Origin of the sequence: Chloroflexus aurantiacus J-10-fl, from assembly GCF_000018865.1 — a bacterium.
GTDB classification, from domain to species: Bacteria; Chloroflexota; Chloroflexia; order Chloroflexales; family Chloroflexaceae; genus Chloroflexus; species Chloroflexus aurantiacus.
The window spans coordinates 3265955-3287453 of sequence record NC_010175.1 but is presented as its reverse complement, the minus strand read 5'-3'; the positions used below and the strand labels follow the sequence as shown (position 1 = coordinate 3287453).

The following is a 21499-nucleotide window of genomic DNA, read 5'->3' as shown; positions in this document are numbered from 1 at the left end:
GGGAGTGCGCGCCTCCGCCTCGCTCATCACCTCACGCAAGCCTCTCCCCCTGGGAGCGCACGCCGCTTCACTCATCACCTCACGCAAGCATCCACCCCTGGAAGCACGAGCCTCCTACTCGCTCGTCACCTCACGCAAGCATCCACCCCTGGGAGCTATGCATTACCCACAACTGGTGTCAACCACGTGCGTATCAGCGGGGATGATCGCTATTGGTGTTGTTTTGAACGACTGGCCCGGTGGCAGTGCGCTGCTCCAGCCGTGCCGGCACGTGCTGGATGGATTGCCGTACCCGCTCGTTATGCGCGTGTCGCGTGGTTTGGAGTGCGGCAGCCATGCTGCCGCGCCAGTCGTGCTCACGATCCGGCGCGTGGTGGAGCGGTGCCCCGGATGGTCACAGCACGAACAAATAGCTGTATCTCGTTCTCATCCCGCCCACCGGCAGGAATACCGCTTCCAGCCCGGATTGCCCTCGTATGGAGTGCGGCAGCCATGCTGCCGCGCCAGCCGTGCTCACGATCCGGCGCGTGGCGTACTGTGCCCCCATCCTGGTCACGGGGGTGCTGGATGGGATCGTGCCGATCATCGCGTCCGTCAGGCATGCATGCGATTCCTGCCCGTAGACGGTTATGTTGCAAGAGATTCGTGCCTGCGCACCAACGGCCACGGCCAGCACCTGACGGTGGTGGCGATGATGCCGGCACGCGGGCTTCCAGCCCGCGCCACGGGGAGCGCTGGCAGTCCGGCCTAACGCAGCGCGACATGTGGGTAATGCATAGCCCTGGGAGCGCGCGCCGCCGGCTCGCTTATCACCTCACGAAAGAGCATCCTCCTGGGAGCGCGCGCCGCCTCGCTTATCACCTCACGCAAGCCTCTCCCCCTGGGAGCGCGCGCCGCCTCGCTTATCACCTCACGCAAGCCTCTCTCCCTGGGAGCACACACCGCTGCCTCCCTTATCACCTCACGCAAGCCTCTCCCCCTGGGAGCGCGCGCCGCCTCGCTTATCACCTCACGCAAGCCTCTCTCCCTCTGTGTCTCTGTGGTTCATCTCCCACCACTGCAACGCAACAGAACCAACATTCGGGGAAGACAACAATTTACCGACTAACGCACCTTCTGTCGTATCAGGAGACATTATCTCAGTCTTCTGCTCTCCCCTCTCCTACGCCACATTCAAAGATGAACAGGCTATATGAGCAAACCCTACTTCTGCTGGAGCTACCAGGCAGGCTTACCCTCATGAACTGTCTCCAGCAGTATCTGCAAATTTTCTGGCTGTTTCGAGATGGGTTAACTTACCCGGCTCACTGCTACCCTTTAGTCAAACAAATAGTCCTGGTGTACCACGATTAACCGGCATAGCCCTCCCTTTCACAGACGAACATAGCGCAGGTGCGTCGCAGTAGGGCTTGCAAGCACTCTGTCAATCCGAAACTGCGGTAGCGGCTCATGCAGGTTCTCGAACAGACGCCGTCCACCGCCGAATATGACCGGGATCAAAGCGATTTCCAGCTCATCAACCAAACCCAGGTTCAGGTACTGCTGGATAACATTTGCACCACCGGAAATGCGGATGTCACGCTCTCCTGCCGCTTCCCGTGCCAGCGCCAGAGCCTGTTCTGGGCCGTCATTGACAAAGTAGAATGTGGTTCCACCCGGACGTACCCAGGGATTGCGGCGCTCGTGCGTCAGTACGTACACAGGCGTGTGAAACGGCGCTTCTTCGGGCCATCCACGTTCACCACCTTCAAACATGCGCTTGCCCATGATATGGGCGCCAGTGCGCTCGAAGGTGTGACGCACCATGTCGTTAACCGGGCCAGTCTCACCTCCAGTTCCCAGTTTTAGCTTCTCGCGCAGATACTGTTGACTGAGCGCCCAGGCCATCAGTGCACCCCATTTCGCGCCCCAGTTTTTGTAGGTTGGGTCGCTGAAATGCGCCATGTCCATACCTTCCGGCGCCATGAAGCCGTCGAGGCTGAGGCTAATGTTGACGAATACCTTGCTCATAATGTTCCTCCTGGATGTAGGATAGCGATCCGATGTCACTCAGTCCTTATTCGCCTCGATCAGCATGGGGGTGAAACCGCCGGCAATGAGGCGGCGACCGTCGAAGCGGGATGCCAATTTTGAAATTGCATGCGCGGGTCGTCTGTTACCTTCGTCATCCCTGCATCCCGAATAGCTTTGTCGGGCCATTCGACAAATGACAAAACAGCGGTTTCGCCCTCGCGTGCGCCGGCTACTTGAAGAAAGGTCGGGTATTGGCCGGCATCCAATCGTACCTCACTCGCATGGTATGTTGAAGCCCCAGAGCCGATGGGATCGAGCCAACACTGGACAACGCGAACGGCGCCGTATTCTCGCAACACCTGCGCGGAAATGTAGGCCAGTTCCTCGTAGGCCGTTTTGTTTTCGATAGGGACGGGGACAAGGTAGAAGTCAAAATAGGGCATACCCGCGCACTCCTTTCATACCCTCAGCTTTCCTCGAAATCCTCGTGCGGCATAGTAGGACTCGGCGCCGTTGTGATAGGTGAAAACGTGGTTGTAACGCCGGTCGCAGAAGAGCGCACCGCCAAGCGCGCGGATCTCGGGCGGAGTCATCACCCAGCTCGAGGTCTTCGTATCGAACTCCCCAAGCTCTTGCAGCTTTCGATACTCCTCCTCTGTCAAAAGCTCGATACCCATCGCGGCGGCCATTTCCAGCGCACTGCTTTGAGGCTTGTGCTCTTTTCTGGCCTCGCGAGCCTCACGGTCGTAGCAAAGACTTCGGCGTCCGCCCGGACTCTCCGGTGAGCAATCGTAAAACAGGTATTCACCCGTTTCGCTGTCGTAGCCAACCACATCTGGTTCGCCGCCGGTTCGTTCCATTTCGTTGAGCGACCAGAGCTTATCGGGATGCGCTTCGAGCCTCGCCTGCACGCTCGACCAATCAAGACCTCTGTGACGGTGCATATTCTTTTCAAAACGGGCCTTCAATGTCTTGAGGAGTTGCTCGTGTTGTTCGGCTGATAGTGTGACTTTCTCATCATGAATTTTTTGCATAGCTTCATTCCATCTATAACCAATGTTCTCATCCAGATACGATACGTGATAGGAATGGAAGTGCTGATCATGCTAATTGCAGCACTCGCACTACGTGGTGCACCTTCACTGCATCATGCCAGATATACTCGTCGGCGCTTACAAAAAGGCAGGTGTAGCCCACTTACGAGGCACGGAGAATCTTCTCCATCTTGCGGCCCTTCGCCAGCTCATCTACCAGCTTGTCCAGATACCGCACCTGCTGGGTCAAGGGGTCTTCAATCTCTTCAACCCGATAGCCGCAAATCACACCGGTGATCAACGAGGCATTCGGGTTTAACGTTGCCTCGGCAAAGAAGGTCTCAAAGGTCGAATTTTCCCGGATATGTCTGAGAATATCCGCCTCGTCGTAACCCGTCAGCCAGGTAATGACCTGATGCAGCTCGGCTTTGGTTCGCCCCTTCTTCTCGATCTTCGCCACATAGTGTGGGTAGACCGAGGCGAAGGTCATCGTGCGAATGCGTTCGTTGTGGTTGGTAGCTTTGTTCATAACTGTAGATCCTGTTGATCCTGATGGATGGTGCCTGACGCTCCGGTAGCAGCGGCGAGTTACTAATCAGATCGAGTAATGCACATTTTATTCATTCGCTTTCAACTCATAGAGGTTTTCGACCCGTTACCACTCGTACAGGCGGAAACATGTGGAAGTTCAATCCAGAGCGGTTGACTGCATGCCAGCCTAATTCTTTTAGAGTCTGAACATACTCATCAGTACACTGAAAATCGAGCAAGGCTACCTGACCATTTGGCTTTAACACGCGTGCAATTTCACGTATGGCTTGCTCGCGACCCTCTTTTGTGGGAATGTTGTGGATTGCTAAACTTGAAACGACCACATCAATCGTATTGTCTTCAAAAGGCAATTTGCGCATATCCCCTGTTTTCACTTCCACAAAATCGGCAACCCCTTCAGCTTTTGCATTCGCCAGCGTGGCTTCTGGTGTATTGCCAGATAGATCTTCATGCTGCCAAAGGTCTATCCCAATAGCTTTGCCTGTTGTGAGTCGTCGAGCGGCTGCGACGAGCAACAACCCTCGTCCACAGCCCACATCCACAATCGTTTCTGTCCCACGCAGAGCCAGTGAATCGATTAACTTTTCTCGTAGTTGAAGTTTGCCAACTTTGCTGCTCCATATCATCAGGAAGGCAGTTACAACCATACTCGTTCCAGCTAGTAGCCCCCAGGCCAATAGGATTCCGGCTATCAGCGATTGTATAGATGCAAAGACATATTGCAGAACGATACCTGCAATCATGGAGGCAATACCGGCGATGAGCAAGTTGCGGATGACCGGCGGAGCGTCTACTCCATAATCACTTTTCATCGAAGGCGTTTTATTCATAGCGACACCAGGTCGTATTGGATGCTTTGCTAATCATGCGAGAATATACGAACGCCGGAGATCAGCCGCCGCTAGTATGTTTCGAGAATAACAGACCTCCTCATTGCGGTCGGCTGCATCCCCTGGTTCGGCGCGGCTTCGATACCAAAGTGTGTGCGCAACACCTCCCCATACTCCTCCGCACTCCCCAACTCCCGCTCCTGCCGCTCACCCCCTCGCGTGATAATCAGCCGCCGCTCACTCAATGTCACCCGCCCATCCGCTGTCGCCAAAGAACAGATTCGTCGCTGCGTGAAGTGTGACTCAGGTGAGGTCTGATGATAGCGGCACATCCCTGCATAATCAGCGTAGACGTGCGGCTCCAGGCTGAAGCGGTATTGCGCCTGCCACTCGTCGCCCTCTCGGCGCTCCATCAGGATTAAACGCCCGTCGCCGACCTCCTCAATGCGGTAAGCGCGCCGACCCTGCACCTGCTCCGTACGCGCATCCAGAAGCAGCGGCTCACGGAAAGAGTCACCGAAGCCAACGTCTACCAGCCAGCGCTCCGCAAGTGTGACCATCAAGGTCATGTGGTCGAACTCCGGCCCGAACTCACCGCGCTTATTCATCACGCCTGCCGAGAGCATCTCAACCTGGAAGCCTAAGGTCCGCAGCAAGGAAGCGAACAGCCCGTTCAGCTCGTAACAGAAGCCGCCGCGCTGGCGCAATACAATCTTCTGGAAAAGGGCTTCATCTGTGAGGACGATAGGCTCATGCCAGTGGATGCTAAGGTTCTCGAAAGGCACTGAGAGCAGGTGCGCTAGGTGCAACCGCCGCAAGGTCTCGGCGGTGGGTGCCAGCGGGCCAGCATAATTGATGCGGTTGAGATAAGCAGTTATATCCATGCGAGACATATCTCCTGTTTCACGACTCGTAAGCGCCGAACGGTGTGCGTTACCTGCGTGTGGGCGGGCGTGGACTCTGCTTGGGAGCAGGAAAAACTCGAAGCCAGAAAAATGCTCGAAAATGCCGCAGAGTCCCACACGTCAGATGCACGCTTTGTTGGGCGTGTTTTGCAGAAAAGATATTTCTATTTGGTTTCGTTCTTGTCAGGCTTGTAGGAAAGAACAACAACGCCTGAACTGAATGTCTTTGTCTCAATTAGTTTTAGAGATTTTTTCTCGCTCCTATCTTGGAAAAGGCGCTTCCCGCTTCCAACTACAACAGGAAAAACCATGAGTCTATATTCATCAATAAGGTCATATTGCATTAGCGAATTGACAAGAGTGCCACTTCCAAAAATCAAAATATCGAGACCCGTCTGCTGTTTCAATCTTGATAGTTCATCATAAACATTGCTTCTGATGATTATTGAATTATTCCACGTGGCTTCTTGAAGGGTTGTAGAAACAACATACTTGGGAATGCTGTTCATTCTTACGCCATAATCTCCTGTGCCAGACATGTTTGGCCAGGCGGCTGCAAACCCTTCATAGGTTATTCGTCCCAAAAGAAGAGCGTCGCAAGCAAAGAGTTCGTCATATTTGTACTTCTGCTGTTCTGCACTCCCAAACTGGAAAGACCATTGATTTGGGGCTTCCATAACACCGTCCAACGTCATGAACATTGATACAACGATTTTTCTCATGTGAATTCTCCTTTTCTACTTGTTAAAAGATGTGTTTTGGTGATTAAGGCATAAGACCAATATGCAAACTTTTGAGGGCGGCCACCTGCGCTCCGCGGAGGTGAGCCAACAGCGCGAGGAGTCCTGCGCCGCACCCGGCATCGAGCAGGCGCGTGCCAGAGGTCACGCGGGCGGCATCGAGTGCGACACCGAAAAGTGGCAAGCACACCTGCTCCACGTAGGTGGCCCAGTCCTGAGCACGAGACCCCCAAAGCTGACCTTGAATCGTTGCATTACCCATAAGCGTTACTCCTAACGTTCACCAAATCCATATTTATGCATGCTAACGCTCCGGTTCAGCGGCGGCGCGCAGCGGACCGTCCGCTGGAATCCGTTGTTAGCCGCGCACGCACCGGTAGTGCATAGTGACCGCACCGTTGCGGAGCGGCGTCGCCGAGACTAGCTCGAGCCGTCGCGCGCTGGGCAGCCCGCTCTGGTATAGGGTCGGGCCGTGGCCGACGATCCTGGGGTGGACGAGGAACTTGTATTCGTCGATCAGATCCAGCCGATCCAGCTCGGTCGCGAGTTTGCCGCTACCAAGGAGTACACCGGCTGGGGTCGCGTCCTTCAGCATTTGCACGGCCGTGCGCAAGTCACCGGCGAGGTGGTGGCTGTTGGCCCACAGGAAGTCCTTTCGTGTCGACGACACCACGTACTTCGGCTTGGCCTCCAGCTTGACCGCCCACTCGCGCATCGCTGGCGGCGCCTGCACGTCGCCGCGGGCGACCGCCGGCCAGTGGCTCTCCATCATCTCGTACGTGACGCGGCCCCACAGCATCGCCCCGCTCTCGTCCATGAGGCGGGTGAAAAAAGCGTGTGTCTCGTCGTCGGCAATTCCCTCCCGGTGGTCGACGCAACCGTCGAGGGTGACGTTGATGCTGAAGGTCAAAATTCCCATGGCGGTGAATACCTCGTAGCGGGCTAACGGCCTGGGCATCACCTGCGGGCGAAGCCCGTCAGGTGCATGCCCTTGTTAGAATACACGTCTGTCCTAAGCAGAAACGCAGGAGGTACCCCCAAAGGTGACTTAACCTAAAGGGATCTAATACCACTGACAACAACGCGACGGTCTCCTCGCGCAAAGGCATGACCCGCCCCGTCGACTTCATGGCGTTCTGCGCGCGGGATGTGTTTGTGGTAGACGGCCATGTGCGCGAAAGGCACGATCGAGTCATCGCGGCTGTGATAGAGAAGGATGCGTTTCAGCCCCGATAATCGATCAGCGAATCCGTCCGGCAAGTAGAATTCCTCAACCTTCCAATCCGGCTCACCCCAAAATGGACATGCTATCATGACAAGACCCGATGCCGCTAAAGATTGTCTTCTCTCAGCAACGAACTCGAGAATCATGGCACCACCCATCGAATGGCCAACCAAGACGCCGTCGTCAGGGAAATTGACCAGCTCCGTGTCGAGGGCGTCCAGCCACTCAATGGCGTGTGGCTCCTCAGGACTAGGCATGAACGGCGCGCGTATCCGATAATCCTGAGCGAGCTCCCTTCTCAGGAATGCAATGAGCTCCTGGCTGCCGAATTCTGGATCGTCGACTGCACCGCCAGCACCGTGAATGAACACCAATTCCCGCATTAGATCACTCCTAGCCTGTCTCACAATCCGGACGGGACGCATAAAGGACTTCAGCGCGAAGAACCGTTTCGTGCATTCTAACGCTCCGGTTCAGCGGCGGGCCGCGCAGTGGACCGTCCGCTGGAACCGGTTGTTATGCGCAGCTAATTACTGTGCAGTATACCCGCCATCTATAGAATGGACACTTCCGGTCATGAAGGCAGCACGCTCACTTAGCAAATAAGCTACAAAATCTGCTACCTCTTCCCGCGTTGCAAGCCTCTTCATTGGGTGCAAGCTCGCCATCCAGTCCGTGACCTCTTTGCCGGAGTCCATTATTCGTGGTGTTGCAACATAGCCTGGAGCAACTGCACATACGCGGATATTCGACTCTGCCAACTCTAGTGCGGCCGAACGAGTCAATCCAATTACCCCGTGTTTCGCTGCGGTGTATGCAGCCATACCTGCCAGGCCGACCAAGCCATTGGCAGACGACATATTTACGATCGCTCCAGAACCATTGGCGAGCATCGCGGGTATCTCATATTTCATGGAGTAGAAAATACCGGTGAGATCAGTATCAATGACCTCACGCCATATTTCTGCTTCTACGTCTTGGACCGGCACGCCAGCCGGACCAGTTACACCAGCGTTATTCACAGCCATATCAAGCTTCCCAAATCGCTCAATGGTGCGCTTAACTGCGGCTTCCATCGCCATTGGATTGCGCACGTCTGCCTCAAGAGCCAAAGTTCTTGCTCCCTTCGGATCAATTCTCCTGCAAACTAATTCCAACGGCTCAAGGCGACGACTAACCAGCACAACCAAGGCCCCGCCAGCAAGTAGACGCTCTGCGATTGCCTCTCCGATTCCGGTACCCGCACCCGTTACGAGTGCGACCTTTCCTTCAAATTCCATACTCATCCTCCGAGATTGAATTTTTGCGCATAACGATTGAGCTAACGCGCCGAGCGAAGCGAGGTCGCGTTGAGCGAATTGTTCGACGTGCGATACTGCTAAAAATTTCCATTCACAATTTCAGCAATCTTTTGCAACGCTAGGAGGAAACACCAGTTAAGAGCAACTCTAATCACTATCGGGTTTAGTCTCCACAATGAAAGATTTAATCAATTTGATCTTTTTGTGCTTGGCCTGGCCCGCAAAAATATAAAAATCCCCAAAATCGACCACCCTGCCGTCAGCAAAAGTGGCCTGGCCCGTTGCGGCACAATCGGTCCCGTGGGTGACGATATAGTCTATTTTTAGCTCGGAAACTGGCGAATCTTTCATCTCCTTCAAGAACTCCGCAACAGCTTGCTTTCCCTTAATCGTTGTCTCGCCAGCCAGGTGCCAAACAATGTCATCGGTCAGATAATTCAAAACCTCCTTGATGTTTGTGCGGGCCAAAGCGATGTAAAAATCGCGCAGCTGCGCCTTCCTCGGCGCATTGCCGCAATCTTCTTTGCAAACTACCTTCAACTCTGCCTTCTGTTGGGTCATACCGTTGATTCCTCCAACTTGTTACTAGAACCTATTTCAAAAATGTCTTCTTATGCTACAATAGTGGTATGAGCAGACATGATCTCACCGACGACCAATGGGCGGTGATCGAACCGCTCATCCCCAAGAAACCACGTGCGCGGGGTCGTCCACGCAACGACGACCGCCGGACACTGAATGGTATTCTGTATGTGCTCCACACAGGCTGTGCGTGGGCAGATCTCCCAAAGGAGTACGGCTCCCCCAGCACCTGCTGGCGACGATGGCACGCGTGGTCGCAGGACGGGACGTGGGAGCGCATCTGGCGCACGCTCCTGAGCCGCCTCGACGCCGACAGCAAGCTGGAATGGGCACGTGCGTTTCTGGACGGCAGCTTCGTTCCAGCGAAAAAAGGGGCACTGGCGGAGGCACAACGAAGGTCGGCAAAGGCTCCAAGGTGATGGTCGTGGTAGATGGCACTGGTGTGCCCATCGGCCTGCACGTGGCGAGCGCACACCCGCACGAACGCACCCTGGCTGAAGCGACGTTGCGGACCATTCGGGTGCCACGCCGACGCGGCCGGCCCAGCACGCGACCAAACGAAGTGGTGGCGGATAACGCCGATGACCGTGCAGCGTTGCGCAGCGACGTGCGTCGGCGTGGGATCACACCCACCATGCCATCTCGTGAGCGGCGCAATCGTCAGCGGCCCAAGCGCGGGCGTCCGCTGCGTACCGGCGCAAGCTATCAGCACCGCTGGACGGTCGAGCGGTGCTTCGCGTGGATGGACACGTATCGTCGGTTGGTGGTGCGCTATGATCGTCATCTGCATAGCTCTCGTGCGTTTTGTCTCGTCGCTATCATGTTGTGGTGCGTTGACCGAATTTTGAAATGAGTTCTAGGAGAGATGTTTGAGAGATGTTTCTATTTGGTTTCGTTCTTGTCAGGCTGGTAGGAAAGAGCAACAACGCCTGAACTGAATGTCTTTGTCTCAATTAGTTTTAGAGATTTTTTCTCATTCACATCTTGGAATAGCCGCTTTCCGCTTCCTACTACAATGGGAAAAACCATGAGTCTATATTCATCAATAAGATCATATTGCATTAGCGAATTGACAAGAGTGCCACTTCCAAAAATCAAAATATCTTGACCTGTCTGCTGTTTCAATCAGGAGTTACGCAGTTGAGAGCTGGGTAGAGCGTGGATGAGCCAGGTAGGCTCGTATCGCCTCACGGACGATGGCGGCTGTGGCCTCAAACCACGACGTGCCTGTCCGCAACCGGTGCCATGCCAGGCGGAGGAAGGCCCGCAGCGCCAGACCGATGTGATTCCGCTGGGCACGAGCGGCGCGGTGCTGGGCGCGTTCAATGCCACAGTACTGCGTGATCCCGCGATGGTACGCTTCGATCCGCCACCGGTACCGGGCGTCCTCCACCCACTGGTCGGCACGCATCGCCAGGTCGCTCGTGGCCCAGTCGTCACTGCCACCGGCTGGGGTGGCTATCGCGACCACCTTGATGAAGCCATAGCCCTTCAGATGCACGATGGTGCCCGCAGCCGGAATCGGGACGTCCCGGATCGGTCGGTTGCCCGACCCATCAGGATCACCCAGGCGATTGGCGTTCAGGTGGGTCAGCCACTGCCAGGGCAGCGAGCGCACCAGCGTCAGGTTCTCCAGGCTCGCATACCAGCTGGCGAAGGCAAGCAGGCGAGGCTGAAACCCGCGTGCGGCCGCCGCCTGCACCATCGCCCGGACGTGGTCGTTCTTGGTCAACCCATCGTGGGCGTTGTCGTCGATACGGAAGTCACAGGGCAGGTGGGCATTCCCATCAGTCCACAGCATCCTGATCAGATTGATACCTACCACCACCCGCTGATGTTTCCCCGACCAATGGCGGGTAACCAGCTCCATCGCCCGACTATATGGCTTGTCCAGCGTCGTGTCGTCGATCATCAAGCAGCCCGTGGTCAACGACACCCAGGGGCGTACCTCGTCCCACACGGCAGTGCCATCCGCACGACACCGGTGCAGCAGACGCGTGTAGGCATCATGCGCCGGACGGTTCGTGGGCGCTCCCGGATGGCAGCGTGCTGCTTCTGTATTGCTGAACACGTGCTGCGCTGCGACCAGAACGTGGATATAATCCAGTTCGTCACATGTCGGTGGGTTCATCAGCGTACACCTCCATCATCAGCCAGAAACACGGGAGACGGAGCGACAAGTGCAACAAGTGTGAACACGGTTTATCGCCTCACGTATACTTCATCGGGAAGGAACTGCGTAACTCCTATCAATGTTGATAGTTCGTCATAAACATTGCTTCTGATGATTATTGAATTATTCCACGTGGCTTCTTGAAGGGTTGTAGAAACAACATACTTGGGAATGCTGTTCATTCTTACGCCATAATCGCCTGTGCCAGACATGTTTGGCCAGGCGGCTGCAAACCCTTCATAGGTTATTCGTCCCAAAAGAAGAGCGTCGCAAGCAAAGAGTTCGTCATATTTGTACTTCTGCTGTTCTGCACTCCCAAACTGGAAAGACCATTGATTTGGGGCTTCCATAACACCGTCCAACGTCATGAACATTGATACAACGATTTTTCTCATGTGAATTCTCCTTTTCTACTTGTTAAAAGATGTGTTTTGGTGATTAAGGCATAAGACCAATATGCAAACTTGTGTGAAACGCCCAACGCCTGAATTAGGCCGCACTCGCACCCAACATCCTGTTACCCCACGCGCGTTGCGATCCACCAAGTGGTACCCCCGGCGTCTTTGACCCCGCCACGCTTGTCCTCATCGCCTTTCTGCACGGGCTCCTGGATGGAAACTGCACCTTCATCCAACGCCTGTCTGTAAGTGGCATCCACGTCCTTGACATAGATATGCACATGGGCCGGAACGGGTGGCCAGCCTGGTGCAGAGTCAGCCAGCATGACTACCGTATCGTCTATCCGTACCTCCGCATGCATTAGTCGGCCTTGGTCATCTGGGAAGCTCCTCAGTAGCTCACCATTGAAGACGCGCTCAAGGAACCGAATTGTTGCTGCCGCATCTGACACGATCAGATACGGCGAGACGGTTGTGTAGCTGTCCGGCTTGAAGTCAGTCATGAGGGTGTCCTTGTGTGGCCTAACGCCTGAATTAAGCCGCACCACGAAGCGGCGTCGGCTTGAATGAATTGTTAGGCGGCGGCTCCGATGCCATGACCGCCAACTGGAACAGTCTCATGGTGCTCGTCCAATGCTGCAATCAGTGGTCTGCCACAGGCAATGGCATCTTGGACAGACGGCAGTGAGAGTGACGCCTTGTGGCTCTCTGGGCTGTCCCAAACCTCTGTGATCCAGATTGCGTCAGGATCTTTGGGGTCTTGAGCGACAACATAACTCAGGCAGCCCGGCATGCTCGAAGCACCTTCAACGAGAATGGCGATCAATGCGTCACGCTGTCCTGGTGTGGCCCGCATCTTGCCGATTAACCCATACATGCTTTTTCTCCAGTGGTTGAAACCATTGATGCAGCAGTGAGTGCCACGCAACCAACGACGGCTGTAACGACAAATATTCGTCTGCTGAGATGCACGTGAGCCGCCTAACGTTCCGATTCAGCAGCGCTATCGCGCCGTCCGCGGCAACCAGTTGCTGGCAAACAACTATGAGAACACCTACCGCGCACGCACATATCGACACACTAACGCGCCGGTGCTGGCTCTGGCACTTGATACCAATTCAAATGGAATCAGCGCTCCGCCCCTGGGGAAAATTGTCTTCCCCCCACCGAGGACAATCGGTTCTATTGTAAGCAACAACTCATCGACAAGGTCGGCGGCCAGCAACGTCTGAACCATCATTGCGCTGCCATAAACGTAGATATAGCCACCCGGCTGCGCACGGAGATCGGCCACCGTCTTCACGAGATCATCGCCCCGAATAATCGTGGTCGGATGCCATGTGATGTCTTGATCGGTGAGCGTATTGGAAACCACATATTTCTGCACACGGTTGATCCAGCCAGCAAAAGGGTCTCCGGAACGTCCAGGCCAGGCGGCGGCTGAATTCTGGTAAGTACGACGACCTTGCAAGAGTGCATCGCTCTGACTGGCCAGTTCGTCGAAGATACCCCCCATTACTACCGGGTCGAAATACTGTACCGACCATCCACCGTAACGAAAGCCCCCGTCGGTGTCTTCATTGGCTGCCCCTGGAGCCTGTACCACGCCGTCGAGACTCATAAATTCTGTGATGAGTGTTTTCATCGTTGCTCCCGCGTCATTGATGTTCTGATGAATGTGTGTGAACCAGACCAAAGCCGGATTAGGTACGGGCATCCGCAGTTGGCCTGCCGTATACAGATCATCGAGTTCGCCGAACCGAACTGCTACGTCGCCGTCGACAATGATCGAATATTCACCAGCATAATCACCGTCTGCATGCCATCTGTGCGGTCTTGCACTGGGACAAGCCACAGCCCGGGAAGCAGTGCGCACTCGCCGTCGCCCAATACGTATTAGATGGCGGGCGTATCAAGCCACTTGCAAAGGGTGCAGGCATCCTTGTTGCGAGTGTCATCACGCTCTCGATGCTGGACATTGTCGGCTTGCCGGCAAAGAGATGATTGCCGCCACAATGGTCGAAGGGCAGATGAGTGTTGACAACGATGTAAACGCTGGCGAAATCAAAACCCTGCTCGTTCAACGGATAAGTTTGGAGAGGCATAACCGCTGCCGGGTGAAGTTCTGTTATGCCGGTATCGACCAGCCTGCGCCCGTTGGGATGAACAATGGCATGTACATAGATATTCACTCCTTCACAGCAGGTCATTCGGCAATGAGGATGGACGTGACAGCGATTGCCTTTTCCACGGGAATGCGGCTTGATCGTTGTAGACAGCATAGAACATGTTTTCTAATTTGTCAAGACGACAAATCGCTGTCGCTCCGCCTGGTACCAGCAACGTTAAGCGGAGCGCCTGATAGTTGGCGAGATAGGTCACACAACGTCATCGACCATCGCCAACGTGAACAAATCCTTCCAGCCGCCGTATCGGCGATAGAACTCGTGCAAGCGATTGGGAATCTACAGCGCAAGCGGTTGCTGTTGTTGCAACCTTATATTTACTGCACTGATTAATTCAGATCGCCTTTACCACGTATGTAACCGGTCAACGATCAAACCCTCATCTTCACCGTACACGCGAAACGCCGTTGCGCCGCGGGTTTGCTTCGCGCCAGACGCGTACAGCACCGCGAATGAAACGAAAAGCAACAAACGCCAGGATCAGGGCAATAACGAACGCCAGCACCGGTAAGAAGATCGATAACAGGCTGAGTACAAACGACAGCGCATCTTCCAGAAAGCTCACAAATGAGTTGGCTGTCCCTCCGGTAGCAGCAGTCACCGCCGGACGAATACTGGTGCGCGCACTCTGGGTACCAGCAGCGGCAATGATCGCCGCACCGGCAACAACTGCTGGATGGATAGCGACAATATCACTTGAGGCAGCCAGGGCAACGATTGCGCCGGCAATTGGACTGATAACCAGGCCGATAATGTGCAGGACACTATCAACCGCCGGGACTTTGTCGCCGATAAAATCGACAATGGCCAGTATCACCAGCACAATCATCGTGATCGGGTGTGAGAGCAGATCGAACGGTTCACCCAATTGAATCAGGCCAAGGCGGGAGAGAACACTGACGGTGAGGAGAGGAAGATACGCATTAAGACCGGTAGCCGTTGCCAGACCCAATGAGCTGGCCAGCGCAATGATTGTCTCCATAGCCATACTCCGCGGTTGAACGGGTTGCACAAGCGCATTATTCTTGCATGCAGAAAACCTGCGTTACCCGACTGGTAACACTCTCTGATTAAACGCGCAACCGGGCTGAAAAGTTGCGCGGCGATTAGCGTATCATGCTAACACACTGCTACCCATCCTGGGTACCACAAAGCACACGGAGCTGGTATGTCTCGTCCATTTGGCGGTCGTCCGCGTCCATTCCCTGTCCGATCACGTCCACAAACCTGGCGGCAATGGGTACAAGAGACCCGTAAAGCCTTACGCAATGTTCCCGCAGCCTTCCGCCTGGTCTGGCAGGCTGATCGCACCCATACGATTGCGATGGCATGTATCACGCTGCTGGCCGCAGGGTTGCCACTGGCGCAGGCGTATATGGCTAAACAGATTGTTGATACCGTTGTTGCGGCTGTGCAACAGGGTCTTACCGCGTTGAGTGGCCTTGAGCAAACGTTGCCGTGGTTGTTGGGTGAATTCGGGCTGATTACGCTGGGAGCAGTGCTGATGCAGATGCGAACGCTGAGTGAACACATCTTGAATGCCCGGCTGAGCAATATGGTCAACGTCATGATTATGCAAAAAGCGCTGCTCCTCGATCTGCACTATTTTGAAGATGCTCAGTATTATGACAAGTTGCAAAACGCACGTCGCGAAACCAACTGGCGGGCCATGGCAATGGTGAACACCGCATTCAGCGCCATTCAACAAATATTGACCCTTGGCTCGTTTGCGGCCAGTCTGCTCTGGTTTAGCCCTCTCATAGCGTTGATCTTGTTTGGCGCAACCATTCCGGCCTTTCTCGCTCAGACTCATTTTAGCCAGTTACGGTTTCGCTTACTGACCTGGCGCGCACCAGAATTTCGCCGCATGCAGTACCTTGAACATCTGCTGACCGTTGATACTGCGGCGAAAGAGGTAAAATTGTTCGCACTTGGTTTGCCACTGCTGCAACGCCATCAGGAACAGTATCAACGCTTCTTCACTGAAGATGCAGCTCTGGCCCGCCGCCGTTCGCTGATCAGCATGGTGTGGGGGGTCGTAGCCAGCGCCGGTTATTACGTCGCATACGGATGGATCATCTGGCAAACAGTGGCTGGCGCAATTACCATTGGCGGCATGACCTTCTATTTGACCCTGTTTCGCCAAAGTCAGTCAGTCGTGCAGACCTTGTTCGGCAATCTGGCGCAGCTCTACGAAGGTGGATTGTTTTTGGGAAATCTATTCGATTTTCTGGCGCTGGAGCCACAGATGCGCAGTGGTCGCAATCTCCCGGTACCACCCATCATCCGCCACGGCATTGAGTTCCGTAATGTCAGTTTTCGTTATCCCGACCGGGAAGATTGGGCATTGCGCTCGATCAATCTGCACATTGCACCGGGCGAGAAGATCGCCCTCGTAGGCGCAAATGGGGCCGGCAAGACGACCTTAATCAAGCTGTTGACCCGACTGTACGATCCGACTGAAGGTCAGATTCTGCTCGATGGTGTCGATCTGCGCGATTATGATCTTGAGCAATTACGCCAGCGGATTGGCGTCATTTTTCAAGACTTTGTTCGCTATCAGGCCACTGCGCGCGAGAATATTGGGTTTGGTCAGATTGATGATCTGGCTAACGAACCGCGCATCCGTTCGGCAGCCGAGCGGGGCGGGGCTGATGAAGTGCTGCGTCATTTGCCTGACGGCTACGAGACGATGCTGGGACGCTGGTTTGAAAATGGGGCCGAACTGTCGGGTGGGCAATGGCAGAAGATAGCGCTTGGCCGCGCCTTTATGCGTGATAGCGAAATCCTGGTGCTCGATGAGCCAACGGCTGCGCTCGATGCCGAGCGTGAATACGAAATCTTTCAGCGCTTTCGTGATTTAACTGCCGGACGGATTGCGGTGTTGATTAGCCATCGCTTCTCGACGGTACGGATGGCAGACCGGATTGTGGTGCTCGAACACGGGCAGATCACCGAGATGGGTACCCATCAGGAATTACTGGCCCGTGATGGCACTTACGCACGGCTGTTCCACATGCAGGCAGAGGGCTATCGGTAGGCAACATTATGTTGAGTAGCAAATACGCTCGTGTTGACCCTGATTGTGCTACATCGCTTACCCTTCACGTGAGGCGCGAAACGAAGTCGGCTGATGGATGCGGTCGGATGGTGTTCGTTGAATGCGCTGGCGTCGGGGACGCGACACATATGCGATCAGCGGCCAAACCAAAGCGGCAATGACTAACACCAGTAAGCCCTGGGTCAACATGATTACGCCAGCCATATCCATCTTCGTAGCTCCTTGCCGAATGAAGAACTATCTCAAGCTGCTAGTAAGTATACTCTAATATAGTGATTTTGTAAACCAGATACCGTAAAAACGAAGAGGGTAAAACCTGAACTGCGGAGATACACGTACCTGATGGATAGCACAGGTGTAGCGTACTGAAGCATGGCTTCTCGCTCCGCGATCAGACCTGGAAATTGTTGGGCTAGCGATCCAGCAATGCTTGAGGTGCATTCTGCTCGTCAATACCCACAACATCCTCCGCACCGTGCACCAATAACGCTGAACACATGCTGTACATTGAATGGATTGGCCTTACCCGCATCTTCAGAATCTCTTCAGTTTTTCTTCGGTTTCTATTCAGGCTTGATCGGTATACTGCCTTTGCCGACAGCAATGAGGACGGCAAGGAAAGGATACAACGATGATACGTTATCTCGCTATGTTACTCGGCATTGCGACGCTCGGTGCACTGACCTGGCCTGCCGGTGCAGTGCATGCTCGACCGGGCCAGCCCGACACTCCAATCACTGTCACCGGAACGGTCGTGTCGTTCAACTATGCGCCACGGGGCGAAATAGATGGCTTCTATCTCGATAGCGGTGTCGAAGTCCGTACACCAAAGCATTGGGAATGGGAACTTTCCCAGACCATAACCATCGGCTCGTCGGTACAGGTAGATGGCCGCCAGCGTATTGGCCGCCGGGGTGAAATCCACGTCAAGGCACAGGTTATTACCAACCTGACCACGAACGCCCGTTTAGTCATCGAAGAGGTCGTCAACCTGGAAGGCCAGGTGGTAAACTACACCTATAGCCGCAGTGGCCGAATTGATGGCTTTGTGCTCACTACCGGCGATGAGGTACGCACACCACCACACCTATCGGCAGCTATCACGAACACGATCCCGCCTGGTTCTGCGGTACAGGTAGCTGGTGTGCGCAAAACCGGTAAATACGGTGATGTACATATCAAACCCGACACCATTACCAATCTTGCAACCGGCACGGTAATCGTCATTCCGTAGCAAGAAGGCAACGCTTATTGTGATGCTGTCGGAAGGTTTGGGTGCGACCACGATGGTCGCATCCGAATTCCATTTCAACCGCAACGGCTGCTACGAGTCAGGGGTAGTTTTATGAAATCAACAGAAACTGATCGCGAATTACACATTCTGGTTATCGAAGATGAGCCAACCATCGCCGAATCCCTCCGCGTTGGCTTAACGTATGAAGGTATGCGGGTCACTGTGACAACCGAAGGGCGGAGCGGTTTACAAGTGAGCGAAGAGCAAGAGGTTGATCTGGTCATCCTTGATCTGATGCTCCCCGACATCGACGGCATGGTTGTTTGTCGGCGCCTGCGCGCTCGTTCCAGCACGCTACCCATCATCATGCTGACGGCCCGTGGTGAGGTGCAAGAGCGGGTACAGGGGTTACAATTAGGAGCCGACGATTATATCGTCAAGCCATTTAGCTTCGATGAATTATTAGCCCGCGTCTACGCTGTCTTGCGGCGAGCTGGTGTCAGTCGGCCATCAACCGTGCTGCGGATTGCCGGTCTCACCCTCGACACCGAAACCCGGGAAGTGACGCTTAATGGCCGGCAATTAGAGTTGACCCCCACCGAATTCGCACTCCTTGAGCTATTCATGCGCCATCCCCGTCGGGTATTTACCAGAGAGACCCTGCTCAGTCGGGTATGGGGGTTCACGTATGTCGGCGACTCAAACATCGTTGAAGTACATATGAGCAATCTACGTGAAAAGATAGGTGATCATGAGCGCAAACTCATCCGTACCATCTATGGCGTCGGCTACTGTTTACGGCCTGAAGATGAAACAGCAGTGGCATAGATTATCGTTGCGGCAACGACTGGCGTTGTTGTACAGCGGCCTGCTGGCCCTGCTTTTATGTCTACTTGGCTTCGGCTTCTACCTCGATATGCGCCAGTTTCTCTTTGAGAGCACCGGTCTGCGGATTCGAGCGCAAGCCAAACCAGTGATCGAACAATACCTGTTTGAGCACCCTGACCCGGCTACACAGTTGCCGTTAATTGCCGAACAGTTGAGCCGTGATCTGACCTCGCGCGATACCACCGCTCTGATCTTCGATCAGGCAGGGGCGTTGTTAGCCAGTGGTCGCCGATTACCAGAAGAGCCGCCGGCTCAACCGGTCGAAGCTTCGTATGTCAATATGGCACTGGCCGGCCACAATAACGTGAACGTTATTCAGGATGATGGCGATCAGCGGATGCTGAGCCTGCTGATCCCACTACGACCGGCACCAGGAGCACCCCAAGTGTTTGGCGTGGTGCAAATGAGCACTCCCTTAAGCCCAATTGAGACGACTCTGCAACGCCAAAGCATCATTATTGTGTCAAGTATCGTCATCGTTCTCCTCGCAGGCAGCCTCATCGGCTACTGGTTAACCAGCTCGACGCTGCGGCCATTAAGCGACTTAATCGTTGCCTGTCAGAAGATTGCCCAGGGCAATCTCCGCCAGCGCGTACCGGTGATTTCGCCGCACGACGAGATTGGCAAGCTGACGCAGGCTTTTGACGAGATGGTTGAGCGCCTGGAACAAAATTTTCAGGCTCAACGACGCTTTATCGCCGACGCTGCTCACGAAATGCGCACACCGCTAACCGCATTACGCAGCGGGCTAGAGGTGCTGTTACGCGGTGCCCAGGATGACCCGCAAACGGCCTTCCGCCTGATCCAAAGTATGCATCGTGACGTTGTCCGCCTGTGCAATGTCAGTGAACAGTTACTCGACAAAGCCCGCTACGAGTCGGGTCGTTCATTGAACATACAACCGGTGACAATGACCGATTTTCTCGTCGAATTTACCGCCCAGGCCCGGCTCTTAGCCGGCGAACGACGGGTAATCCTCGAAAGCGGGCCACCCATTCAGGCCTGGATCGATGGCGACAGCGTCAAACAAGCGCTTTTTCACCTGGTTGATAATGCGATTCAACATACGGCGGCGAACGGTACCATTCGCTTAGGCTGGAAGGTTGATCAACAACGGTTGTGCTGTTGGGTGAGTGATAATGGCGAAGGAATTGCCGAGGCCGATCTGCCCCATGTCTTTACCCCATTTTATCGAGGTGACCGCTCCCGTTCGCGCCGAACCGGTGGTACTGGCCTGGGACTCACGCTGGTGCAGAGCGTTGCCCACGCTCACGGTGGTGAGGTTGCGATTTCGAGCCGGCAAGGCGAGGGGACAACAGTGACGATCATTCTGCCTCTCACACCACCACAGACAAATCACAGTAGAACTTAGAACATGTTATGTAAAGTTGAAATTGAGGATGAAAAGGTGCGAGAGCTGCATCCTATTCACCGTATCACTCTCGATCAGGTGACTAACGCACTATCACGATGGCACATTGATGGGCAAGCGCTGCCTCTACCGTCGCAAGGCACTACGTTGATGCCCATTGCAAACAGCGATAGTGTGAGGATTCGGCGTGTTCTCAGGTATTCAGGAGTGGTGCACGTTTGCAGAAGCGGTTCTCATGGCAAGCCAGAATCGCTTCTAAGCAATCATTAAACCACACTTGAACAAATCTTGAGCTTCATTCTGCATACTGGCTCTGCTGAAGTCGGTAATGACGTGTATATGCAGAGGTGGTAGATGCAGCGACTATTTGTGTTCTTGCTGGTGATCCTGGCGGCGTGTAGCCAGTCAACACCCGCAACCCCAATGAGTGGCATGGATCACTCAACAATGCCGATGGCCCATGGCAATGAGCCATATGATGCCCTGTTCATTGATAGCATGATCGTCCATCACGAAGGCGCGGTCACAATGGCCCGCCAGGCCTTGCAAGAGAGTCAGCGTGCCGAGATTCGGCAACTGGCCGAGGCGATTATCGCGACCCAGGAAGCCGAGATTGCCCAGATGAAAGCATGGCGACAGGAATGGTATCCCGATCTGCCACCAACCGCCGGTATGGCGATGGAGATGGGGCCAATGACAGTTGCCGAGGGTGATGCACCGTTTGACCAGCGTTTTATCGAAGCGATGATTCCTCACCACGAGGGTGCGATTGCAATGGCTCGTGATGCGCTGGAAAAGGCCGAACATGCCGAGATCAAGGCGCTGGCCGAGGCGATTATTTCTGCTCAGGAGGCCGAAATTGCTCAGATGCGCGAGTGGCTGCGCACGTGGTTCGGCAAATAGCAACATGTTCCTGTGACCGGATAAAGAGACCACATGCGAGCAGTGTCGGGCGGTAAATCAGCTTCATCTGTGACTGAACAGCGCAAGGCACTGCTCTCACTA

Annotated in this window: 29 protein-coding genes; 7 read left to right on the top strand and 22 right to left on the bottom strand. The window is 54.7% G+C overall.

Translation table 11 applies throughout. The annotated features are described in order from the left end of the window. Window positions 1-193: 193 nt before the first annotated feature. The 13 genes from CAUR_RS12900 to CAUR_RS12835 form a co-directional block, all read right to left on the bottom strand. Complete coding sequence (locus tag CAUR_RS12900; RefSeq protein WP_162015882.1) at window positions 194-337, bottom strand: hypothetical protein; 144 nt, start codon at window positions 335-337, stop codon at window positions 194-196. Between the two features lie 19 nt (window positions 338-356). Further along, window positions 357-602 carry a hypothetical protein gene (locus CAUR_RS12895; protein WP_015909226.1) on the bottom strand — a complete coding sequence of 82 codons (246 nt, stop codon included), beginning with the start codon at window positions 600-602 and terminating at the stop codon, window positions 357-359. Between the two features lie 769 nt (window positions 603-1371). Next, window positions 1372-2010 (bottom strand): dihydrofolate reductase family protein, encoded by a 639-nt coding sequence (locus CAUR_RS12890; protein ID WP_012258321.1) that lies wholly within the window; start codon window positions 2008-2010, stop codon window positions 1372-1374. Window positions 2011-2069: 59 nt separating this feature from the next. Continuing rightward, complete coding sequence (locus CAUR_RS12885) at window positions 2070-2456, bottom strand: DUF1428 domain-containing protein (RefSeq protein ID WP_012258320.1); 387 nt, start codon at window positions 2454-2456, stop codon at window positions 2070-2072. A 15-nt stretch (window positions 2457-2471) separates the two neighbouring features. Then, window positions 2472-3047 (bottom strand): DUF4256 domain-containing protein, encoded by a 576-nt coding sequence (locus CAUR_RS12880; protein WP_012258319.1) that lies wholly within the window; start codon window positions 3045-3047, stop codon window positions 2472-2474. Between the two features lie 163 nt (window positions 3048-3210). Next, on the bottom strand, window positions 3211-3576 hold the full coding sequence (locus CAUR_RS12875; protein ID WP_012258318.1) for a DUF2200 domain-containing protein: 366 nt from the start codon (window positions 3574-3576) through the stop codon (window positions 3211-3213). A 106-nt stretch (window positions 3577-3682) separates the two neighbouring features. Beyond that, window positions 3683-4429, bottom strand: a complete 747-nt coding sequence (locus CAUR_RS12870; RefSeq protein ID WP_012258317.1) for a class I SAM-dependent methyltransferase — start codon at window positions 4427-4429, stop codon at window positions 3683-3685. Between the two features lie 71 nt (window positions 4430-4500). Further along, entirely contained in the window at window positions 4501-5313 is an 813-nt protein-coding gene (locus tag CAUR_RS12865) for an arylamine N-acetyltransferase family protein (RefSeq protein WP_012258316.1), read from the bottom strand. A 185-nt stretch (window positions 5314-5498) separates the two neighbouring features. Further along, window positions 5499-6056 (bottom strand): dihydrofolate reductase family protein, encoded by a 558-nt coding sequence (locus tag CAUR_RS12860; protein ID WP_012258315.1) that lies wholly within the window; start codon window positions 6054-6056, stop codon window positions 5499-5501. 376 nt (window positions 6057-6432) lie between these two features. Beyond that, window positions 6433-6993: a dihydrofolate reductase family protein gene (locus tag CAUR_RS12850; RefSeq protein WP_012258313.1), complete on the bottom strand. Its 561-nt coding sequence runs from the start codon at window positions 6991-6993 to the stop codon at window positions 6433-6435. Window positions 6994-7127: 134 nt separating this feature from the next. Next, window positions 7128-7682, bottom strand: a complete 555-nt coding sequence (locus CAUR_RS12845) for an alpha/beta fold hydrolase (protein ID WP_012258312.1) — start codon at window positions 7680-7682, stop codon at window positions 7128-7130. Window positions 7683-7829: 147 nt separating this feature from the next. Further along, window positions 7830-8579: an SDR family NAD(P)-dependent oxidoreductase gene (locus CAUR_RS12840; RefSeq protein ID WP_012258311.1), complete on the bottom strand. Its 750-nt coding sequence runs from the start codon at window positions 8577-8579 to the stop codon at window positions 7830-7832. Window positions 8580-8747: 168 nt separating this feature from the next. Then, entirely contained in the window at window positions 8748-9161 is a 414-nt protein-coding gene (locus CAUR_RS12835; protein ID WP_012258310.1) for a nuclear transport factor 2 family protein, read from the bottom strand. A 68-nt stretch (window positions 9162-9229) separates the two neighbouring features. Between CAUR_RS12835 and CAUR_RS21910 the strand changes: the two genes are divergently transcribed. Together CAUR_RS21910 and CAUR_RS12825 are read left to right on the top strand one after the other, a co-directional pair. Beyond that, a complete protein-coding gene (locus CAUR_RS21910; protein WP_012258309.1) occupies window positions 9230-9601 on the top strand; it encodes an IS5 family transposase in 372 nt (123 codons plus the stop codon). Next, window positions 9508-10035 carry an IS5 family transposase gene (locus tag CAUR_RS12825; RefSeq protein WP_083772569.1) on the top strand — a complete coding sequence of 176 codons (528 nt, stop codon included), beginning with the start codon at window positions 9508-9510 and terminating at the stop codon, window positions 10033-10035. The genes CAUR_RS21910 and CAUR_RS12825 overlap by 94 nt, the downstream gene beginning before the upstream one ends. A gap of 29 nt (window positions 10036-10064) precedes the next feature. On the opposite strand, the gene CAUR_RS12820 is transcribed toward CAUR_RS12825, so the two are convergent. From CAUR_RS12820 to CAUR_RS12785, 8 genes are all read right to left on the bottom strand, one after another. Further along, window positions 10065-10307, bottom strand: a complete 243-nt coding sequence (locus CAUR_RS12820) for a dihydrofolate reductase family protein (protein WP_278043617.1) — start codon at window positions 10305-10307, stop codon at window positions 10065-10067. 7 nt (window positions 10308-10314) lie between these two features. After that, a complete protein-coding gene (locus tag CAUR_RS12815) occupies window positions 10315-11313 on the bottom strand; it encodes an IS701 family transposase (protein ID WP_012258307.1) in 999 nt (332 codons plus the stop codon). Between the two features lie 71 nt (window positions 11314-11384). Continuing rightward, a complete protein-coding gene (locus CAUR_RS12810) occupies window positions 11385-11750 on the bottom strand; it encodes a dihydrofolate reductase family protein (RefSeq protein ID WP_015909222.1) in 366 nt (121 codons plus the stop codon). Window positions 11751-11872: 122 nt separating this feature from the next. Then, entirely contained in the window at window positions 11873-12256 is a 384-nt protein-coding gene (locus CAUR_RS12805) for a VOC family protein (protein ID WP_012258306.1), read from the bottom strand. Window positions 12257-12327: 71 nt separating this feature from the next. Further along, window positions 12328-12630, bottom strand: coding sequence for a putative quinol monooxygenase (locus CAUR_RS12800; protein ID WP_012258305.1), 303 nt, complete (start codon window positions 12628-12630; stop codon window positions 12328-12330). 177 nt (window positions 12631-12807) lie between these two features. Further along, window positions 12808-13398, bottom strand: coding sequence for a dihydrofolate reductase family protein (locus CAUR_RS12795; protein ID WP_012258304.1), 591 nt, complete (start codon window positions 13396-13398; stop codon window positions 12808-12810). A 163-nt stretch (window positions 13399-13561) separates the two neighbouring features. Continuing rightward, a complete protein-coding gene (locus CAUR_RS21905) occupies window positions 13562-13963 on the bottom strand; it encodes an MBL fold metallo-hydrolase (protein WP_423191606.1) in 402 nt (133 codons plus the stop codon). A gap of 361 nt (window positions 13964-14324) precedes the next feature. After that, window positions 14325-14921: a DUF4126 domain-containing protein gene (locus CAUR_RS12785; RefSeq protein WP_012258302.1), complete on the bottom strand. Its 597-nt coding sequence runs from the start codon at window positions 14919-14921 to the stop codon at window positions 14325-14327. A gap of 186 nt (window positions 14922-15107) precedes the next feature. Between CAUR_RS12785 and CAUR_RS12780 the strand changes: the two genes are divergently transcribed. Beyond that, window positions 15108-16979, top strand: coding sequence for an ABC transporter ATP-binding protein (locus CAUR_RS12780; RefSeq protein ID WP_012258301.1), 1872 nt, complete (start codon window positions 15108-15110; stop codon window positions 16977-16979). Between the two features lie 57 nt (window positions 16980-17036). Here CAUR_RS12780 and CAUR_RS12775 read toward each other — a convergent pair whose 3' ends face one another. Beyond that, entirely contained in the window at window positions 17037-17210 is a 174-nt protein-coding gene (locus CAUR_RS12775; RefSeq protein ID WP_015909221.1) for a hypothetical protein, read from the bottom strand. A gap of 421 nt (window positions 17211-17631) precedes the next feature. Here CAUR_RS12775 and CAUR_RS12770 point away from each other — a divergent pair, with 421 nt between their 5' ends. From CAUR_RS12770 to CAUR_RS12755, 4 genes are all read left to right on the top strand, one after another. Next, window positions 17632-18234 carry a hypothetical protein gene (locus tag CAUR_RS12770; RefSeq protein ID WP_012258300.1) on the top strand — a complete coding sequence of 201 codons (603 nt, stop codon included), beginning with the start codon at window positions 17632-17634 and terminating at the stop codon, window positions 18232-18234. Between the two features lie 111 nt (window positions 18235-18345). Next, a complete protein-coding gene (locus tag CAUR_RS12765; RefSeq protein WP_012258299.1) occupies window positions 18346-19062 on the top strand; it encodes a response regulator transcription factor in 717 nt (238 codons plus the stop codon). A gap of 7 nt (window positions 19063-19069) precedes the next feature. Beyond that, on the top strand, window positions 19070-20494 hold the full coding sequence (locus CAUR_RS12760) for a HAMP domain-containing sensor histidine kinase (protein ID WP_242604924.1): 1425 nt from the start codon (window positions 19070-19072) through the stop codon (window positions 20492-20494). 354 nt (window positions 20495-20848) lie between these two features. Further along, window positions 20849-21397 carry a DUF305 domain-containing protein gene (locus CAUR_RS12755; RefSeq protein ID WP_012258297.1) on the top strand — a complete coding sequence of 183 codons (549 nt, stop codon included), beginning with the start codon at window positions 20849-20851 and terminating at the stop codon, window positions 21395-21397. The last annotated feature ends 102 nt before the right edge of the window (window positions 21398-21499 follow it).

Coding starts and splice junctions, on each gene's coding strand:
- CAUR_RS12900 (WP_162015882.1), bottom strand. CDS start 337: ATGGCTGCCGCACTCCAAACCACGCGACACGCGCATAACGAGCGGGTA.
- CAUR_RS12895 (WP_015909226.1), bottom strand. CDS start 602: ATGCCTGACGGACGCGATGATCGGCACGATCCCATCCAGCACCCCCGT.
- CAUR_RS12890 (WP_012258321.1), bottom strand. CDS start 2,010: ATGAGCAAGGTATTCGTCAACATTAGCCTCAGCCTCGACGGCTTCATG.
- CAUR_RS12885 (WP_012258320.1), bottom strand. CDS start 2,456: ATGCCCTATTTTGACTTCTACCTTGTCCCCGTCCCTATCGAAAACAAA.
- CAUR_RS12880 (WP_012258319.1), bottom strand. CDS start 3,047: ATGCAAAAAATTCATGATGAGAAAGTCACACTATCAGCCGAACAACAC.
- CAUR_RS12875 (WP_012258318.1), bottom strand. CDS start 3,576: ATGAACAAAGCTACCAACCACAACGAACGCATTCGCACGATGACCTTC.
- CAUR_RS12870 (WP_012258317.1), bottom strand. CDS start 4,429: ATGAATAAAACGCCTTCGATGAAAAGTGATTATGGAGTAGACGCTCCG.
- CAUR_RS12865 (WP_012258316.1), bottom strand. CDS start 5,313: ATGGATATAACTGCTTATCTCAACCGCATCAATTATGCTGGCCCGCTG.
- CAUR_RS12860 (WP_012258315.1), bottom strand. CDS start 6,056: ATGAGAAAAATCGTTGTATCAATGTTCATGACGTTGGACGGTGTTATG.
- CAUR_RS12850 (WP_012258313.1), bottom strand. CDS start 6,993: ATGGGAATTTTGACCTTCAGCATCAACGTCACCCTCGACGGTTGCGTC.
- CAUR_RS12845 (WP_012258312.1), bottom strand. CDS start 7,682: ATGCGGGAATTGGTGTTCATTCACGGTGCTGGCGGTGCAGTCGACGAT.
- CAUR_RS12840 (WP_012258311.1), bottom strand. CDS start 8,579: ATGGAATTTGAAGGAAAGGTCGCACTCGTAACGGGTGCGGGTACCGGA.
- CAUR_RS12835 (WP_012258310.1), bottom strand. CDS start 9,161: ATGACCCAACAGAAGGCAGAGTTGAAGGTAGTTTGCAAAGAAGATTGC.
- CAUR_RS21910 (WP_012258309.1), top strand. CDS start 9,230: ATGAGCAGACATGATCTCACCGACGACCAATGGGCGGTGATCGAACCG.
- CAUR_RS12825 (WP_083772569.1), top strand. CDS start 9,508: ATGGGCACGTGCGTTTCTGGACGGCAGCTTCGTTCCAGCGAAAAAAGG.
- CAUR_RS12815 (WP_012258307.1), bottom strand. CDS start 11,313: ATGAACCCACCGACATGTGACGAACTGGATTATATCCACGTTCTGGTC.
- CAUR_RS12810 (WP_015909222.1), bottom strand. CDS start 11,750: ATGAGAAAAATCGTTGTATCAATGTTCATGACGTTGGACGGTGTTATG.
- CAUR_RS12805 (WP_012258306.1), bottom strand. CDS start 12,256: ATGACTGACTTCAAGCCGGACAGCTACACAACCGTCTCGCCGTATCTG.
- CAUR_RS12800 (WP_012258305.1), bottom strand. CDS start 12,630: ATGTATGGGTTAATCGGCAAGATGCGGGCCACACCAGGACAGCGTGAC.
- CAUR_RS12795 (WP_012258304.1), bottom strand. CDS start 13,398: ATGAAAACACTCATCACAGAATTTATGAGTCTCGACGGCGTGGTACAG.
- CAUR_RS21905 (WP_423191606.1), bottom strand. CDS start 13,963: ATGACCTGCTGTGAAGGAGTGAATATCTATGTACATGCCATTGTTCAT.
- CAUR_RS12785 (WP_012258302.1), bottom strand. CDS start 14,921: ATGGAGACAATCATTGCGCTGGCCAGCTCATTGGGTCTGGCAACGGCT.
- CAUR_RS12780 (WP_012258301.1), top strand. CDS start 15,108: ATGTCTCGTCCATTTGGCGGTCGTCCGCGTCCATTCCCTGTCCGATCA.
- CAUR_RS12775 (WP_015909221.1), bottom strand. CDS start 17,210: ATGGATATGGCTGGCGTAATCATGTTGACCCAGGGCTTACTGGTGTTA.
- CAUR_RS12770 (WP_012258300.1), top strand. CDS start 17,632: ATGATACGTTATCTCGCTATGTTACTCGGCATTGCGACGCTCGGTGCA.
- CAUR_RS12765 (WP_012258299.1), top strand. CDS start 18,346: ATGAAATCAACAGAAACTGATCGCGAATTACACATTCTGGTTATCGAA.
- CAUR_RS12755 (WP_012258297.1), top strand. CDS start 20,849: ATGCAGCGACTATTTGTGTTCTTGCTGGTGATCCTGGCGGCGTGTAGC.